Source organism: Alteromonas naphthalenivorans, assembly GCF_000213655.1.
GTDB lineage: Bacteria > Pseudomonadota > Gammaproteobacteria > Enterobacterales > Alteromonadaceae > Alteromonas > Alteromonas naphthalenivorans.
In genome coordinates this window covers 545,004-561,774 of record NC_015554.1, presented here as the reverse complement: position 1 = coordinate 561,774, position 16,771 = coordinate 545,004, and the positions used below count along the sequence as shown (strand labels likewise).

The 16,771-nt window shown below is 43.9% G+C and carries 14 protein-coding genes; 3 read left to right on the top strand and 11 right to left on the bottom strand.

All coding sequences use genetic code 11. The annotated features are described in order from the left end of the window. The first annotated feature begins 15 nt into the window (after positions 1–15). On the top strand, positions 16–672 hold the full coding sequence (rpiA, locus tag AMBT_RS02370) for a ribose-5-phosphate isomerase RpiA (protein ID WP_013782974.1): 657 nt from the start codon (positions 16–18) through the stop codon (positions 670–672). Positions 673–913: 241 nt separating this feature from the next. Further along, on the top strand, positions 914–2,143 hold the full coding sequence (gene serA / locus AMBT_RS02365) for a phosphoglycerate dehydrogenase (protein ID WP_013782973.1): 1,230 nt from the start codon (positions 914–916) through the stop codon (positions 2,141–2,143). A gap of 103 nt (positions 2,144–2,246) precedes the next feature. On the opposite strand, the gene AMBT_RS02360 is transcribed toward serA, so the two are convergent. The 9 genes from AMBT_RS02360 to AMBT_RS02320 all read right to left on the bottom strand — a co-directional run bounded on the left by AMBT_RS02360 (position 2,247) and on the right by AMBT_RS02320 (position 13,142). Next, positions 2,247–2,990, bottom strand: a complete 744-nt coding sequence (locus AMBT_RS02360; RefSeq protein ID WP_041452474.1) for a DUF481 domain-containing protein — start codon at positions 2,988–2,990, stop codon at positions 2,247–2,249. 185 nt (positions 2,991–3,175) lie between these two features. Next, positions 3,176–3,979: a DUF481 domain-containing protein gene (locus tag AMBT_RS02355; RefSeq protein WP_013782971.1), complete on the bottom strand. Its 804-nt coding sequence runs from the start codon at positions 3,977–3,979 to the stop codon at positions 3,176–3,178. A 242-nt stretch (positions 3,980–4,221) separates the two neighbouring features. Further along, positions 4,222–5,046 carry an HDOD domain-containing protein gene (locus tag AMBT_RS02350; RefSeq protein WP_013782970.1) on the bottom strand — a complete coding sequence of 275 codons (825 nt, stop codon included), beginning with the start codon at positions 5,044–5,046 and terminating at the stop codon, positions 4,222–4,224. Positions 5,047–5,104: 58 nt separating this feature from the next. Further along, entirely contained in the window at positions 5,105–5,407 is a 303-nt protein-coding gene (locus AMBT_RS02345; protein WP_013782969.1) for a DUF1289 domain-containing protein, read from the bottom strand. A gap of 167 nt (positions 5,408–5,574) precedes the next feature. Next, the gene (locus tag AMBT_RS02340) at positions 5,575–6,285 is read right to left on the bottom strand and encodes an SIMPL domain-containing protein (protein WP_013782968.1); all 711 of its coding nucleotides are present in this window, start codon (positions 6,283–6,285) and stop codon (positions 5,575–5,577) included. A gap of 142 nt (positions 6,286–6,427) precedes the next feature. Beyond that, positions 6,428–7,222, bottom strand: a complete 795-nt coding sequence (locus tag AMBT_RS02335; RefSeq protein WP_041452472.1) for a TIGR03915 family putative DNA repair protein — start codon at positions 7,220–7,222, stop codon at positions 6,428–6,430. A gap of 28 nt (positions 7,223–7,250) precedes the next feature. Continuing rightward, a complete protein-coding gene (locus AMBT_RS02330; RefSeq protein WP_013782966.1) occupies positions 7,251–8,492 on the bottom strand; it encodes a putative DNA modification/repair radical SAM protein in 1,242 nt (413 codons plus the stop codon). A 286-nt stretch (positions 8,493–8,778) separates the two neighbouring features. Continuing rightward, positions 8,779–11,901 (bottom strand): efflux RND transporter permease subunit, encoded by a 3,123-nt coding sequence (locus AMBT_RS02325; RefSeq protein WP_013782965.1) that lies wholly within the window; start codon positions 11,899–11,901, stop codon positions 8,779–8,781. Next, positions 11,901–13,142 (bottom strand): efflux RND transporter periplasmic adaptor subunit, encoded by a 1,242-nt coding sequence (locus AMBT_RS02320; RefSeq protein WP_041452471.1) that lies wholly within the window; start codon positions 13,140–13,142, stop codon positions 11,901–11,903. Before AMBT_RS02320 ends, AMBT_RS02325 begins: the two co-directional genes overlap by 1 nt. A 320-nt stretch (positions 13,143–13,462) precedes the next feature. Between AMBT_RS02320 and AMBT_RS02315 the strand changes: the two genes are divergently transcribed. After that, positions 13,463–14,569 carry a LysR family transcriptional regulator gene (locus tag AMBT_RS02315; RefSeq protein ID WP_013782963.1) on the top strand — a complete coding sequence of 369 codons (1,107 nt, stop codon included), beginning with the start codon at positions 13,463–13,465 and terminating at the stop codon, positions 14,567–14,569. A 97-nt stretch (positions 14,570–14,666) separates the two neighbouring features. Here AMBT_RS02315 and AMBT_RS22800 read toward each other — a convergent pair whose 3' ends face one another. Together AMBT_RS22800 and lpdA are read right to left on the bottom strand one after the other, a co-directional pair. Continuing rightward, positions 14,667–15,113: a hypothetical protein gene (locus AMBT_RS22800; protein WP_013782962.1), complete on the bottom strand. Its 447-nt coding sequence runs from the start codon at positions 15,111–15,113 to the stop codon at positions 14,667–14,669. Positions 15,114–15,248: 135 nt separating this feature from the next. Then, positions 15,249–16,670, bottom strand: a complete 1,422-nt coding sequence (gene lpdA / locus AMBT_RS02305) for a dihydrolipoyl dehydrogenase (protein ID WP_013782961.1) — start codon at positions 16,668–16,670, stop codon at positions 15,249–15,251. Between the last annotated feature and the right edge of the window lie 101 nt (positions 16,671–16,771).

Genomic DNA, 16,771 nt, shown 5'->3' with positions numbered 1-16,771 from the left:
GTTAGGAGAGTCACTATGGATCAGAATGCAAAGAAGCAAGCAGTAGCGAAAGCAGCCATCGAATATGTTGAAAACGGCAGTATTGTTGGTGTAGGTACTGGCTCCACGGTTAATTTTTTCATTGAAGAACTCGGCAAAATTAAAAATAACATTGAAGGGGCAGTATCCAGTTCTGATGCCTCTACCAAGTTGCTAGAAGCCCTAGGCATTGAAGTATTCGCACTAAACGATGTTAGCAATATTTCAGTGTATATCGACGGTGCTGATGAAGTTACCGAACACAAACACATGATTAAAGGCGGCGGTGCAGCCCTTACCCGGGAAAAAATTGTGGCGGGTGCATCAACTACATTCGTGTGTATTGTAGATGATAGCAAGCGCGTTCCCGTGCTTGGCAAATTCCCTCTTCCTGTTGAAGTTATTCCAATGGCGCGATCTTTTGTGGCTCGCGAGTTGGTAAAACTAGGCGGCGATCCTGAATACCGTCAAGGCGTAGTAACCGATAACGGCAACGTTATTTTAGACGTACATAACCTTGAAATCTTAAACCCAAGAGAGCTTGAACAGTCGATTAATAATATTCCTGGTGTGGTCACCAACGGCATATTCGCCCTACGTGGCGCAGACATCGTACTATCGGCCACCGAAACCGGTGTTGATACCTTTAAATAATAGCTTTCAAGTTAAACTGATTTCTGTTAGATTTCCGTTTAGACGTCTAGATGGCCTTTCGAGAGTTTGAGGTTAGTACTAGTCGGGGTAGGTAAGACTTCCGCAAACACGCTGTGAACCCATCCATGGGAGCTCCGCCGCCGCATCCATGCGGCGGAGGGTTTGCTCCAGTCTTACCTACCCCGCCTGCACCAGCCTCGAGCTCTGTAAATACTAATACTTTTTAAGAGATAGCAAATCCATGAGCAAAGTTTCACTAGAGAAGGATAAGATCCGGATATTGTTGTTAGAGGGTGTGCATCAAAGTGCACTAGAAACCTTTAAGAATAATGGATACACCAATATTGAGTATCTCAAAACGTCCCTTCCTGAAGAAGAGCTTGTTGAGAAAGTGAAAGATGCACATTTTATTGGCCTTCGTTCGCGCACTCAAATTACTGAGAAGGTGGTAGACGCCGCTCAGAAATTGGTAGCTATTGGTTGTTTCTGTATTGGTACTAACCAAGTTAATTTAGAAGCAACACAGCGCCGTGGTATTCCGGTATTTAATGCCCCATTTTCTAATACTCGTTCAGTAGCAGAGCTTGTGCTTGGTCAGCTTATTCTTTTGCTTCGCCAAGTGCCTAGCAAAAGTGCTAAAGCGCACCGCGGTGAGTGGGAAAAAACAGCAAATGGTTCATACGAAGCCCGTGGAAAAACACTGGGTATTATTGGTTATGGACACATTGGTACTCAACTAAGTATTCTTGCTGAACACCTTGGTATGCGTGTACAGTTTTTCGATATTGAAGATAAGTTGGTATTAGGTAACTCTACGCAGATAAAGTCGTTAGAGAAGCTATTAAACACTTCTGATGTGGTATCGCTTCACGTGCCTGAAACTCAGCAAACGCAAAACATGTTTGCAGCTGAGCAATTTGCGCAAATGAAAAAAGGCAGCATTTTTATTAATGCTTCACGCGGAACGGTTGTAGATATTGACGCTCTTGCCGATGCACTTGAAAGCGGGCAGTTAAATGGCGCTGCTATTGACGTATTCCCCGTTGAGCCTAAGTCGAATAACGAAGAATTCCAATCACCTCTACGTAAGTTTGATAACGTGATTCTTACGCCGCATGTAGGTGGTAGCACTCAAGAAGCCCAAGAAAACATTGGCATAGAAGTAGCCGGTAAATTGGCGAAGTACAGTGATAATGGTTCTACCTTATCTGCAGTTAACTTCCCTGAAGTATCATTACCAGAGCACATTAGCCGCTCTCGTCTGCTTCACGTGCACAAAAACCAGCCGGGTATTCTTACACAGATTAACCAAGCATTTGCAGAGAAAGGCATTAACATTGAAGCCCAGTACCTTCAAACTAACGCAGAAATTGGTTATGTAGTGGTAGATGTTCAGCAAGACAGAGCTTATGACGCGCTTGCACAACTACAACAGATTGACGGTACGATTAAGACCCGTATTCTTCACTAATGCTAGGGGTGGCGGTCGTTAGTTACCGTCATACTCTTTTGAAGACATAAAAAAACGCTGCCAATTGACAGCGTTTTTTGTTTCTACAACCGTTAATACGGTTTTAGAAGAAGTTGTAAACTAGTGTTACTGCAGTTTCAGTATCAAGCTTTTCAACGTCGTCAGATACGTTTGAGTTATGGTCTAACTTAAACGACAGCTTCATAGAAAGGTTACCGCTAATAGTAGCCGTAAGCGCCGACTCAGCACGAGATTTCGTGTTATCAGAACCCACTTCCGTACTCACTGTTTGAGTAAATTTAGCTGTGTCTGAAATTTTCCAAGAGTAAGCACTTGAAGCACGAACAATCATACTGTTCTGCTCTTCGCCTTCTTGTGTTTCAGCAAACGAGTAACCAGGACCGATTGAGTACTCTAAAGTGTGACGTTTATTTTCAAGTACTTTTTGGTTCCAACCCACAGCAAGTGTTGATTGATAGTCGAAGTTACTTAAACGGTCATCTTCATACGATGCGAAACCAAACAAACGATAATCAGGGTTATCTAACTTGTAGTTACCCTGTGCAGAACCGTAAAACTTTTGTGCCGATGTGTATTCTTCTTCAGTACCGTCGTCGTTTTCTACCGTTTCTTTCTTGTAAAGACCTTCAAGAATGTAGTCGTTGCTCCACTGCTGCAATTCTTGGTGAGCAGTAATACCAGCACTGATTGATGACGTTTCAGTGTTACCTGTTGTTGCGATAATACCTAGCTCACCTTCCATCGTGAAAGGTTTAACATCGTCTTGAGCAAAAGTAACAGAAGAGAAAGACAAGGCCAAAAGTGAAGCGAGAAGCTGTTTTTTCATTAGCAATCCTAGTAGTGTTTTATCCTTTGCCATGCTGTAAATACCCTGCGTAAGCGCTAGCCAGCATAGCCTGAAAAATCTGCGCCAATAGTACCTACCTAATAGAGCGAGTCAATGAGGGTCGAATAAAAATTAGACTATAAGACGCAAAATTTACACTTATTGATAAGCTTTGAGCCTGATTATTAGAAGAATTGATAAACCAAAGCAACCGAAGTCTCTGTACTTAACCCATCTACATCTTCGGTAGTATCGGTTTCGTGATTTAAAATAAACGACAGCTTCATGGCTAAAGAGCCGAAAACGTTGGCTGACAAAGACGTCTCAGAACGAGATTTAGTATTTTCATCACCCGCTTCAGTGCTAACAAATTGTCGAAGGTTAGCACCCGATGCCCAATGGTATTTGTATTCAGCAGATGCCCTTACAATTACACCGTCGTTGATATCTTCATCTAACGGCTCTTCAAGCTCGACAAAAGAATAACCAGGCCCAACACTGTAACGAAACTCACTGACTTCGTCTCGCCACACACGCTGTGACCAACCAGCAGCCAGTGAAGCACGATGATCATACCCGCTAAAAGAATCATCTTCATAATCGCCGTACATGAATAAACGTCTACCAGGCTGGTTTAATTTGTAATCGAACTGAGCGCTGCCATAGAAGCGTTTGGCCGATACTTCGCGACCAGTGCCATCGGTATTACTTTCTTGATAAAGCATTTCTGCAAAGTACAGACTGCTCCAATTTTCAGTTTCATGATCGGCGTTAATACCCGCTTTGATGCTCGCTGCAGATGTATTTCCAGTATTTGACAGAATACCTAACTCACCGTTCAGCGAAAATCTAGGTACTTCGTCGTCGGTGTCTGGCGTAAAATCGGCGTGATAAAGCGTTTGAATTAAATCGCGATCTGCCGCAAAGACGGCAGTGCTTATACTGAGTAGACAGCATGCTGCACAAAATAATTTGGTTAGATTAAGCATAATTTTTAGTAATTTTTTATAGGTTCGGTGCTGTTATGGCATAGCCATTTAACACCCTATTATGCCCTTCCGTGGGTATTACGTAAGCTATGTGTTTTTTACCGCTTAGTTTTTTACCGCTTAGTTGTACAATCGAGCGCTTGTAGAACGGTTTCTAAATTCATATTCAACAACCATCAAGCTGCTTTGCGCCACATAAAGCCCAAAGCTACTTACCATTGTTTTACCTCACTGCCGGTAAATCAATGTATAAGCATAGAAATTTTTGCTGTTTCTCTATCGGCGAACTCTATGGCATTTGCCACGTCATCTAGATTCACACCACTATTATTGGCTATGTCTTCTAAAAAAAGTTCAATGTCAGCATCAGTTTTTTTATTTTGCTGCATGGAAGTGACCCTTGACGCCAATGCCAGTAGCGCAATATCGCTATCTGCAGCCTGCCTAGACATATCATTAGCGTGCATAACCGGATAATAGAGCACAAGAGGAAGCTTCCAACTTTCTAATATGGTACCGCTACAGTTAGAAAAGGTAAAACCAAAATGGTGAATTTGTCTTGCCCCTAGCAGCATATCGTTATCTTGCTCAATGTAGTTTTTGTAAAGCTCGGGCGAGCGTTTAGCAATCACCAACTCACTGAGATTTTGCAATATCCCCATCACGAAGAAACGCTCGCTACCACGAATATTACTGGCCTTGGCCAATTGCTTCGCCACCATTCCACAATACACCGAATCGAACCAATGTTTATCAAGATCAATAAGCTTGGTATCAAAGTATTTAAACGCGGTGTTTGCGGTTTCTGCCACTACCAAATTATACAATGCTTCACCACCAATAATGTTAATGGCTTTTGAAACAGACTCTACCTGTGATGGAAATCGGAACAGTGAACTATTTGCCAATCGCAGCACCTTGGCTGTTAATGACGAATCTAAACTGATCAAATCGCCAAGGTCGTTTGCACTTGAACGCGGGTTATCTAATACCGAGCGGATACGTATACATATATCTGGCAAGGTAAATGACTTTGTAGCAAACGACACATATTTATCTAAAGACATGCAAAGGTTCCACTTTTAACTATTACATAGCGGTGTATAAAGAAAAAAACTACACCACTTATGCTTTATCAATTTTCTCGGGAGGCGTATCAAACATAGAAATTTGACTCGGCTCTCGGACTTCTTGTATTGCTTCGTTTTGACGACGGTCTCTGCTTAAGGCCGCTTTTTTACGGCGCTGACATGCCACTATAACTTTTCGGCGAGTTCCGTCGTCAATCTTGAGCCAATACAATCGCTCTTCTCGGCTGCGGTAGCATCCTTTGCAATACCCTCGCGGTCCAGACTCACAAACACCAATACAGGGGCTTGGAATTTCAAAGAACTCCAGTTGCTGTGCTGGTGGCTTTTGGTCTGTCATGTTTACCTGTATGCGCTTGCTAAAACGCGTTGCGTTAAATTAAAAACACCTTCTTAATGCCACTAATATATTGTTACTGGCCACGTAAACCAAGATAGTTATTACATTACTCCAGTATATTTTGGGCAAACTCACCAAAATAGCAACTCTGTAATAATACATGAGTATTAATCTACCAGTGTATAGTCAATAGTCGAAACTACCCGTACCTGCTTAATATGGGGGTGATGATGGTCTCTACTCGAGATAGAAAACCGTCCCTGATTAGCCCGCTTTATTTTCCCTAAGGTACTTTTTGAGTCTTGCGCGAATTTTTCAGCAACCTCTCTGGCGTTAACAGTGGCTTCCTCAATCATTGCTGGCTTCACTTCATTTAAACGCGTAAATACATACTCGGGCTGTGCTTGATAGTGTTGATTGGTTAGCACAACACCAGACTTTAATAAGCTACCTATCTGGCTCATGACTAAGCGCACATTTTCTACATCGTTTGAAAACACGGTAATGGTTTGCACTGCGCTATAACGAAACGGCGCTTTTTCTGTTCCTCCATATTGCTGGGCTAGCTTGTCGGTAATGTCTGGCTTACCGATGGAAATTCCCTCTTTGGCAATACCGTTATTCTGTAAGAAGGTAGATACTTTCATGCTGTTAGCTTCAATGTGGTTGTATAGCGCGGGTAAATCATTGCCCGCATCAACAAATTGAATAGGCCAAATCACGCGATCAGCCACGTATTCTCGTTCTGATAATCCTTTAACGGTAACTACCCTGTCCCACGTTTGCATCTCGTTTAAGGCCGAAGACACCTGTTGACCCAATACGCCAAGCGCACTCACCATCCCTATTGCCACTACCAATGCTGCACCTATTTTCATCGCTCTCGTTTCCATTTTTATTGTTGGTAGTACTAGCGTAAGTTCTATAAGGGGCGATATTAGGTACTGAAATGGCTGAAAAGATTGAGACTTAACGATACATAATGACCAATTGTGGCCGCAAAGAGGCTGGAGAAATGAATTAGCGTTTATTCCCATCAACTATCATTTTGCGCGCTCTCGCATCCGAATTTCGAATCATATCGTCAATCAAAGCTGTTTCGGGCATATTCTTCCAGTACTTTTTGGGCATTGAGCTCAACATTGCGCTCTTTTTGATGCGGGCGGGATTAAAAATATTAGCGTAATAAGTGAGCCAATATTTTTCGATACGGTCGTCATTAGGAAACACACTCGGATCGGGGTTATCTTCTAAAACTAGCTTTTCAGTATCCCAATGGGCAGCCCGATAAGGCGTTAATATTGACCACCGCATATTTTTAAAACGAGTTTGGAAGAAGTCGAGCTTAATCTCTAAGCTAAAATGTTCCGGCTCATACCAAGCGATAAAGTGCTCTTGTCCGTCATGATTAACTTCTCGAAACCTCAAAAAAGCACTTATTTTATATGCATCGCGTTTTACCGCTTTGGCTAACGTAATAAGTTGCATGATATCTTCATCAGTTTTTAACTGAATAAGGTTTTTGTTTTCGAAAATAACACGCCATAACACCCGATAACACAATGCGAAGCGGCTAGCATCTTGGTGACACAACGCATATTTGATAAGCGTTAAGACTGACTTGGGAATGCTGTGTTTCGCTTTTGGCTTACTGGCTGCTATAAGGTGTTCCCCACCGCCAAACAGGTCGTCTTGTATAGACTCTGAAGTTTGCCAAATAATATTTTCGGGGGGGATAGCTTGCGCCAAACATTCTCTTGCTGCAATGCGCCACTCATCGTACCCAGGCACCGAAGTGATTGTAATTGTTTTTATCTTGATCTTACTGCTAATCCTACTTCAGTTAGGCGCCGAATAACTCAAACTGCTTCGGCTGTTTGAACTGCAACTCAAAATTATTACTATCGAGTAAGTGAATAGCAGGTGAGTAATCACTTACGCTAATGAAAGGTTTCAGCTTTTGTAATGGCAGACGCAATTTCGTGAGATCCATCCAGCTAAGCTTTGTATAACGACGAATCGCCAGAATTTTTTGTACGGTGCGTGCACCAAGACCTGGCACTCTTAACAACATGAGTTTGTCTGCTTTATTTAAATCAATGGGAAACACATGACGATTGCGCAATGCCCACGCAAGTTTAGGATCGTGGTCCATATCAAGCATGTCATCGTGCACGATTTCGTCAAGCGTAAATCCATAGAAACGCAGTAGCCAATCAGCTTGATAAAGACGATGCTCTCGCACCAAAGGCGCAGGTTTCAAAGGCAAAACTTCTGATGCATCAGGTATTGGCGAGAACGCAGAATAATAAACTCGGCGCAGCTTTTGTTGGCTATAAAGTTGAACACTCGCTCCCAAGATGGTTTTATCATTTGAGCCATCGGCTCCTATAATCATTTGAGTGGACTGCCCGCCAGGGGCAAAACGAGGAGGACGTTTGCCTGTATGCGTTTTATCTACTTTATGCTCAGTAATTTTGTCTTTCAGGGTATTCATCGCGCTATGAATAGCGCCGAGATCTTTTTCGGGCGCGTATTGATTTAATGAAGGCTGGGTAGGCATTTCTACATTAATACTAAGCCTGTCAGCGTATAAACCTGCTTCGGCCTGAAGTTCAGGCGATGCATTGGGAATGGTTTTAAGATGAATATACCCCTTAAATCCGTGATCGATACGTAAGGATTTGGCAATACGCACCATGCTTTCCATTGTAAGGTCTGGCGAACCGACAATGCCTGAACTAAGAAATAAACCTTCGATATAGTTACGCTTATAAAAATTCAGTGTTAGCTCAACCGTTTCTTTGACCGTGAAACGGGCACGTTGAACACTACTCGATACTCTATTGATGCAATAGTGACAATCGTAAATACAGTAGTTTGTCATGAGTATCTTCAGTAAAGAAACACACCGTCCATCAGGAGTAAAACTGTGGCATATACCCATTCCGCCAGTAAGAGAACCAATACCAGTTTTATCAGTTTTACCTGCCTTTCGTTTACCTGCCGAACCGCTTGCACAGGAAGCGTCATACTTGGCTGCATCTGAGAGAATTTCGAGTTTTTGAATCAGTTTGTCATGCATTGCAAATTGTCACTTTCTCTAAGCAAATACACAAAATCAGCGGGTTCGGTAATAAAATACGAAAATAGAAGTGTGTATTTATAGGTGGTTTTTAGATTACAAAGCCGTTATATCATGTATAAATATACAGTACAAATACATTCTGCTATCACAAAATAAAGGGGTGTAGCGTTGAGCCATTGTGGCCCATCCCCTATGCCTACCATAAAAAAAGGCCACTTAAATTAAGTGGCCTGAAGTGCCTCCAAAGTACGAGGAGGAGGCAACGCTTGGGTAAACGGGAGAGTTAACCATTACGTTTCAACAAATAGTAAAATACAGGGGTAAGAATTAAGCCGAACACGGTAACCCCTATCATGCCTGAGAATACCGCTACGCCCATGGCTTGACGCATTTCTGCACCCGCACCAGTGGAAAGCACCATAGGTAACACACCCATAATGAAAGCAATCGATGTCATCAGGATGGGGCGAAGACGCAACTTGCTGGCCTCTTTAATGGCTGATAGTGCGTCCATACCCTTGTCTTGTAGTTCTTTGGCAAATTCCACAATCAGAATGGCATTTTTAGTAGCAAGCCCCACCAACACAATTAAGCCAATTTGGGTAAATATGTTGTTGTCGCCGCCATAAATCACCACACCAATTAATGCGCTTAGCAAGGTCATGGGAACAATTAATATAATAGCCAGTGGTAAGCGTAAGCTTTCATACTGTGCCGCCAACACTAAGAACACCAACAGTACGACTAACGGGAAAATAAAGGCCGACGCATTACCTGCCAATATTTGCTGATAGGTTAGCTCGGTCCACTCGTAGGTCATGCCTAGCGGAAGCGTTTCATCAAGAATTTGCTCAATCGCGGCTTTGGCTTGATCTGAACTGTAGCCCGGCGCTGGTGAGCCATTCACTTCAGCGGTGACATAGCCGTTGTAATGCATCACCCTGTCTGGCTCTGCACTGTGCTGAATATCTAGGAATGAACCTAGCGGGATCATATCCCCTTTATCGTTTCGCACCTTAAATTGAGTGATGTTTTCAACGTCTTGGCGGTACTGTGCATCGGCCTGAACATTCACCTGATAGGTTCTACCGAACAAGTTGAAATCGTTCACATACACCGAGCCTAAATACGCCTGCATGGTGTCAAACAAGGTGCCAATATTTACCCCTTGGCTAACGGCTTTCTCGCGATCTACATCCACATTTAACTGAGGTACATTAACCGTAAAGCTAGTGAAGTTACCGGTTAATGCAGGGTGCGCCCACGCTTTGCCAATCACCTCTTGAGTTACTTTTTCAAGTTCAGCAAAACCCAAATTTCCTCTGTCTTGAACTTGCAGCCTAAACCCACCAATGGTGCCAAGCCCCATTACCGGTGGTGGCGGGAATATAGCCACATACGCCCCTTTAATAGAACCAAATTGCTGGTTTAATTGCATCGCAATTGCACCGGCTGAAAGCTCTGGACTTTGGCGCTCACTAAAAGGCTTTAGCGGCGTAAACAGCACACCGGAACTTGGGCTATTGGTGAAGCCATTAATATTCAAACCTGGAAACGCTACTGCATCAGAAACCCCAGGGTGCTCCATCGCAATTCGTGACATTTCACGTACCACTTCCTCGGTTCTATCTAGCGACGATGCATTAGGAAGTTGAGCAAATGCAATAAGGTACTGCTTATCTTGCGGTGGTACATAGCCAGTAGGCGTGTTAGCAAACTGGAAATAGGTTAGGCCTAATAAACCGGCATAAAGCACCACTACCACACCGCTTTTGCGAATAAGCCCACCTACAGCGCCTGTGTATTTTTTGGCTCCGCGATCGAACATTTTATTAAATGGCGTAAATACAAAACGGCCAAATAGTTTATCCATACCACGGCTTAACCAATCTTTCGATTGCCCATGAGGCTTTAATAATAACGCCGACAGCGCTGGGCTTAGGGTTAGTGAATTGATCGCCGAAATAAAGGTAGAAATGGTAATCGTTAACGCAAACTGCTTATAAAATTGACCCGTTAAGCCACTCATAAAAGCAGTAGGGATAAACACCGCAGCCAGTACCAAGGTGGTGGCTATAATAGGGCCTGTAACTTCTTTCATGGCTTGCACAGTGGCATCGAACGGCGCTTTGCCATCGGCAATATTCCGCTCTACGTTTTCCACCACCACAATGGCATCATCAACCACAATCCCGATAGCCAGTACCAAGCCAAACAACGATAGCGCGTTTAACGAAAAGCCCATCAATTGCATAAACGCAAAAGTACCAACCAATGAAATAGGAACGGCCACTAAAGGAATAATAGAGGCGCGCCAGGTTTGTAAAAACAGTACAACAACCAAAACAACCAGTAACACAGCTTCAAATAACGTATTTACCACCGCTTCAATTGAGCCGCGCACGAATACCGTGGGGTCGTAAACGATGTCGTACTCCAACCCTTCTGGAAACATTTTTTCTAGCTCGGCCATGCGCGCACGCACGTCATCAGAAATTTGAATGGCGTTAGAACCTGGTGCCTGAAATATAGGTAATGCTGCCGCAGGGTTATTGTTTAACAGAGAACGCAAAGTGTAGTAATCGGCACCTAACTCAATGCGTGCTACGTCTTTCAAGCGGGTAATTTGGCCATTATCCCCCGTCTTAACGATGATATTTTCAAACTCACTTTCGTCTTCTAGACGACCGCGTACATTAATTAGTAACTGAAACTCACTGGTGCCCGTAGGCTGTGCGCCTAGACTTCCTGCCGCCGCTTGTTGGTTTTGCTCGGAAATAGCCGTAACCACATCGCCAGGGTTCATTTGAAGTGAAGCCAACTTGTTTGGATCTAGCCATACACGCATGCTGTATTCACCAGCACCAAATAAACGAACTTGCCCTACCCCTTCAACACGTGCGAGTTCATCTTTCACAAACTGGTCGGCATAGTTAGACAAATAAAGCATGTCGTAACGTTTATCAGGCGACGTTAAATGCACCACCATCGTTAAATCTGGTGACGATTTTTCGGTAACAATACCTAAGCGCTGTACTTCCTGTGGCAATCGCGGAGTGGCGCGGTTAACACGGTTTTGTACTAGCGTAGTGGCATCATCAGGGTCGGTACCAATGGCAAACGTAATGGTAAGGGTCATACGCCCATCAGATGTGGCCTGCGAAGACATATAAATCATATCTTCTACGCCATTAATCTCTTGCTCTAGGGGCGTAGCCACAGTTTCAGCTATCACCTTAGGATTTGCGCCAGGATAGTTAGCCGTTACCACAACCGTAGGTGGCACCACTTCTGGGTATTCTGTGATAGGTAGTTGCCAAACAGCAATGGCGCCGCCAATGAAAATGAGCAGGCTTAGTACACCTGCAAAGATAGGGCGGCGAATGAAAAATTGCGAAAAATTCATTAGTTAATTCCAGTACCGGCAACGCTACCAGTTAGCGCATCAACGTTAGCCAAATTTGTTACGTTATCTACACGTGCCTGCCAATTTTGTAGGCTTGCTAGTGCTTCTTTATCACCCATATCAACCTGGTTTGGCGCAACAACAGCTCCTGGACGTACGCGCTGAAGGCCATCAACTACAATGGTGTCGCCAGCTACTAGGCCACTTTGAATAATGCGCATGCTACCTACTTTGTCACCCAAGGTAACAGCGCGGTATTCCACTTTATTGTCGGTGTTTACCACCAATACAAATTTGTTGTTAAGGTCGGTACCTATCGCTTTTTCTTTAATTAAAATGCCCTGCTCGTTGGTATCACCCGCTAGTTTCAAGTGGGTAAATAAACCCGGCATTAAACGGCCATTTTCGTTGTTGAAAACCGCGCGAACACGAAGGGTACCCGTATTGCCATTCACTTGATTATCGACAAAATCGATTTGTCCCCAGTGACCATAGTCTTGCTCATTGGCAAGACGCATAGCCACCGCTTGGTCGTTTACCGCAGAATCTGCTTTACCATCGCTACTTACGTAATTTAGGTAGGTTTGCTCATCAATATCGAAGTAAGCGTAAAGCTGATGAGTAGATACGATGCTGGTAAGCTCAGACTGTCCTGCCGTTACATAGTTACCTTCGGTGATGTTTGCCCGAGACACACGGCCAGAGATTGGCGCTTCAACACGGGCAAAACCGCGATTTAAACGAGCAACGTCTAATGCCGCTTTCGTTTGATTGATGCTAGCAAAAGCTTGATTCTTACCCGCTAAACGCTCATCTAGCACCTCTTGTGAAACCGCTTGGGTTTTACGAAGTTTTACGACTCTGTCGTAACTTTGCACAGATAAGTCGTAACGGCTTTTTGCTTCTTCAAGTTGCGCGGTTAAACGCTCAACTTCTGCTTTAAAAGCGCGGTTATCAATAAGGAATAAGGTTTCGCCCTGCTCTACATATTCGCCTTCTTCAAACGCTACAAATTCAATGTAGCCTGAAACACGTGGGCGAAGCGATACCGTTTGCGGCGCTTCTAAACGGCCAGTAAAACTGTCCCACTCAGTTAAACGCTGCGAGACCACTGGCGCAACATCTACAGGAATGCCCGCATTCGCATGCATTTGCTGGCCAGGATCCGTATCGTCGCTACCACATGCGGCGACAAGTGCTGTAAGGCTTAGAATTGCCAAAAATCGAGTTAAAGTCGTCATTGCAAGCGTCTCTAAAAGTGTGAAGGCGTGCATTATGCACATCGCAATACAATAAAAATAATTATATTTTCGTATGCAACACATCATAAAATGATATATATTGAGAAGTATGAAATTTAGGCTATTTTGCTCAAGGTGTTACATAAAAGTTGGCACCACAGTCTGAAGCGAAAAAGTGTTGTGATAATAGTTAGACACGCCGTGTAGAGAAGAGCTGAAGCGATAAAAAGCGATGGGTTCACCGCGTGTTTACGGAGTATTTCCTTACCGCGGCCTAATATACTGGTACAGAACTATTTTACGAATAACCGGAGAGACTGATGCGTCCACATGATTTAAATTTATTAATGATATTTGATGCCATCATGACAGAAGGCGCGATTACCCGTGCTGCTGATAGATTGTCGATGACCCAACCAGCTGTATCGAACGCCCTTTCTCGCATGCGTACTGCATGGAAAGACGAGTTATTCGTAAAGGATGGCCGTGGTATTCAACCCACCTCTTATGCCAAAAACCTGTGGAGCCAAATTCAAGGCCCGTTGGTGCAACTTGAATTTGCCGTCAGCCCCGCGGAATTTGACCCTGCTACGGCCAAGCGTACCTTTCGTATATCGGCCACCGACAGCATAGTTGCTATGGTATGGGGGCCGCTTCGTAAGGTTATTGAAAATGAAGCGCCAGGCATTAATATTCATGCGATCCCCAGTTACGATTTGGGCACTGATAAGGTATTAAAAGACGCCGAGGCCGAACTAACCTTTTCTAAATACCTTCAACCTGATGCGGTAATACGTACCGAGCACGTGTTAGATCCTAGTTGGGTAGTAGTGATGCGCCCCGATCACCCGCTAGCGAAAGCCCAGCTCACGCTAGAAGACTTTATTGCTGCCGATCACCTGTTGGTGTCGGTAACGGGTGATGTCACCGGCCCTACCGATCAGGTCTTGGCTAACATGGGATTAAAACGCCGTATTGCCATGTCGGTCAATCAATTCTACAACGCTACGCCGCTGCTAAAAGAAAGCAACTTAATATGTGTTGCACCGTCACTGGTTGTCGAGAAGGAAATCTTCTCTGGTGAGCTCGCAGTATTTGAAACACCTGTTGAAATTAAAGGCCTGCCAATGTCTGTTATGTGGCACAAACGCCAAGACTTAGATGCAGGGTTACAGTGGTTACGTAAATTAGTGGTGAAGTTCATTCACGAGCGCGTAGAGCGCCACGAAATGCTGCTATCTCAGTGCTGCCGTAAAGCCTATTGCGCCGAAACCGTTAAGCGCTTCTTGGCTCAACGTAATATAGACAGCAGCGACTTTACGCCATCGCATATTAAGCATGGTGAAGAGATAGACGCAGCCGAGACGGCCGACATTTTAAATTTAGATAACGCTGTGAATGACCCAAAGGGGAAAGTAATTGCGTAGTTTTTTAAATAAACCTTGTTGGGGTCTGCTTGCAATAAGCCTTGAAGATAAGCTGCTATTACCGCCCCTCTGATAGACAGCTTTCACCTGCTTAGGCTTACTTGTACTTGCATTCTTTACTGGCAAGCCACGCTAAACCTTCCTTTTCATCAACACAAAAGAAATAATCGATATCTGCTGCCAAGTACACCCGCTCGAACTGACTCTGAACCAGCGCTGGAATGTCAGCGTTGGCAACCACTAAAGCACAGGCTGACATACCGTATATTTTACGAAGTTTGATTGAGTCTATTAAGGTAGATTCTGCTGCCGGTGTTAAAATCCCAGTACCTTGAACAAATCCTAAAAAGCCCCATTTTTGGCCTTTAAGACTAATGACAATATCTTTAACGTCCTCGTGGTATTGCTTCAAAATCTCTTCGTTTACCACGCCTCGCCCGTCTACTCTGAGCACATTACCTATTAACTCAATATCATATTCGGCGTGTTTAGTTTCTGCATGAGAGGTGTTCTTTCCAATAGTATGAATGTTGCTCGGGACCATTTTGTCTCGTTTAAATCTAACTGCTAATAACCTGCATTAATAATAGGTGCTACATGTAGATTGCGCCAAGTTAGCTGCACCAAAAATAAAAAAACCCGCCCTGTGGCGGGTTTCTGCGTTAACTAATTAGCTAACTTACTTCTTTTTCTTTGCCTTAGCGTTAGGCAAATCGGTAATGCTACCTTCAAAGATTTCAGACGCTAAACCAATTGATTCGTTTAACGTTGGGTGAGCGTGAATTGTTAAAGCAACATCTTCCGCATCTGCGCCCATTTCAACAGCAAGACCAATCTCGCCAAGCATTTCGCCCGCGTTAGTACCTACCATTGCGCCACCAAGTACACGACCGGTGTCTTTTTCGAAAATCATTTTAGTCATACCGTTAGTCGCATCAGAGGCAATAGCACGACCTGAAGCAGCCCATGGGAATACGGCTGTTTCGTAGCTTAAACCTTGCTCTTTCGCTTCTTTCTCGGTAACACCAACCCAGGCAACTTCCGGCTCAGTGTACGCTACTGAAGGAATACCACGTGGGTCGAAGTAATGTTTCTGCCCAGCAATAACTTCAGCAGCAACATGACCTTCGTGAACCGCTTTATGTGCAAGCATAGGTTGGCCTACTAAATCACCGATAGCAAAGATATGCTCAACGTTAGTACGCATTTGCTTATCAACGTTAATAAAGCCACGGTCGTCAACGTTAACACCAGCGGTGTCTGCGCCAACCATTTTACCGTTTGGACGACGCCCAACAGCCACTAATACTTTGTCGTAGCGTACTTGTTCTGAAGGTGCATTTTTACCTTCAAACGTTACGTATAAGCCGTCATCTTTTGCTTCAACCGCAGTAACCTTGGTTTCAAGCATGATGTTGAATTTTTCTTTATAGTCTTTCATAAAGACTTTCATGATGTCTTTATCAGCAGCTGGAATAAGCTGATCTAAAAATTCAACAACATCAATTTTTGAACCTAGCGCTTCGTATACTGTACCCATTTCTAGGCCAATGATACCGCCACCAAGTACTAGCATTTTCTCTGGAATATCTTTCATTTCCAAAGCGCCAGTTGAGTCGATAATACGATCGTCTTCTGGAATAAACGGCAAGCTTACTGGCTCAGAACCCGCAGCAATAATCGCTTTTTCAAAAGTAATAGTAGTAACGTCGTCACCATTTTTTACTTCAAGGGTATTAGCACCGGTAAATTTACCGTAACCTTTAACGTGCTTGGTTTTACGCATTTTAGACATGCCGCCAAGACCGTTAGTCAGCTGTTTTACAACGCTGTCTTTATATTCGCGAATTTTGTCTAAGTCGATTTCTGGTTCGCCAAACGTTACGCCGTGGCTAGCCATGTGCTTCGCTTCTTTCATCACTTTCGCTACATGAAGCAATGCTTTTGAAGGAATACAGCCAACGTTAAGACATACGCCGCCTAACACTTCGCGTGAATCAACAATAACGGTTTCTATACCTAAGTCGGCAGCACGGAATGCTGCAGAGTAACCGCCAGGGCCGCCGCCCAGTACCACTAATTGCGTTTTAATTTCGCTCATTGTGAACCTCAATCCTATTTTTTGTTAGCTATCACCTTGTGCGTAATAGCATAACCTAAATACTGCCCCAAGGGCTTATAAAATCATCGAGAATGTTCATG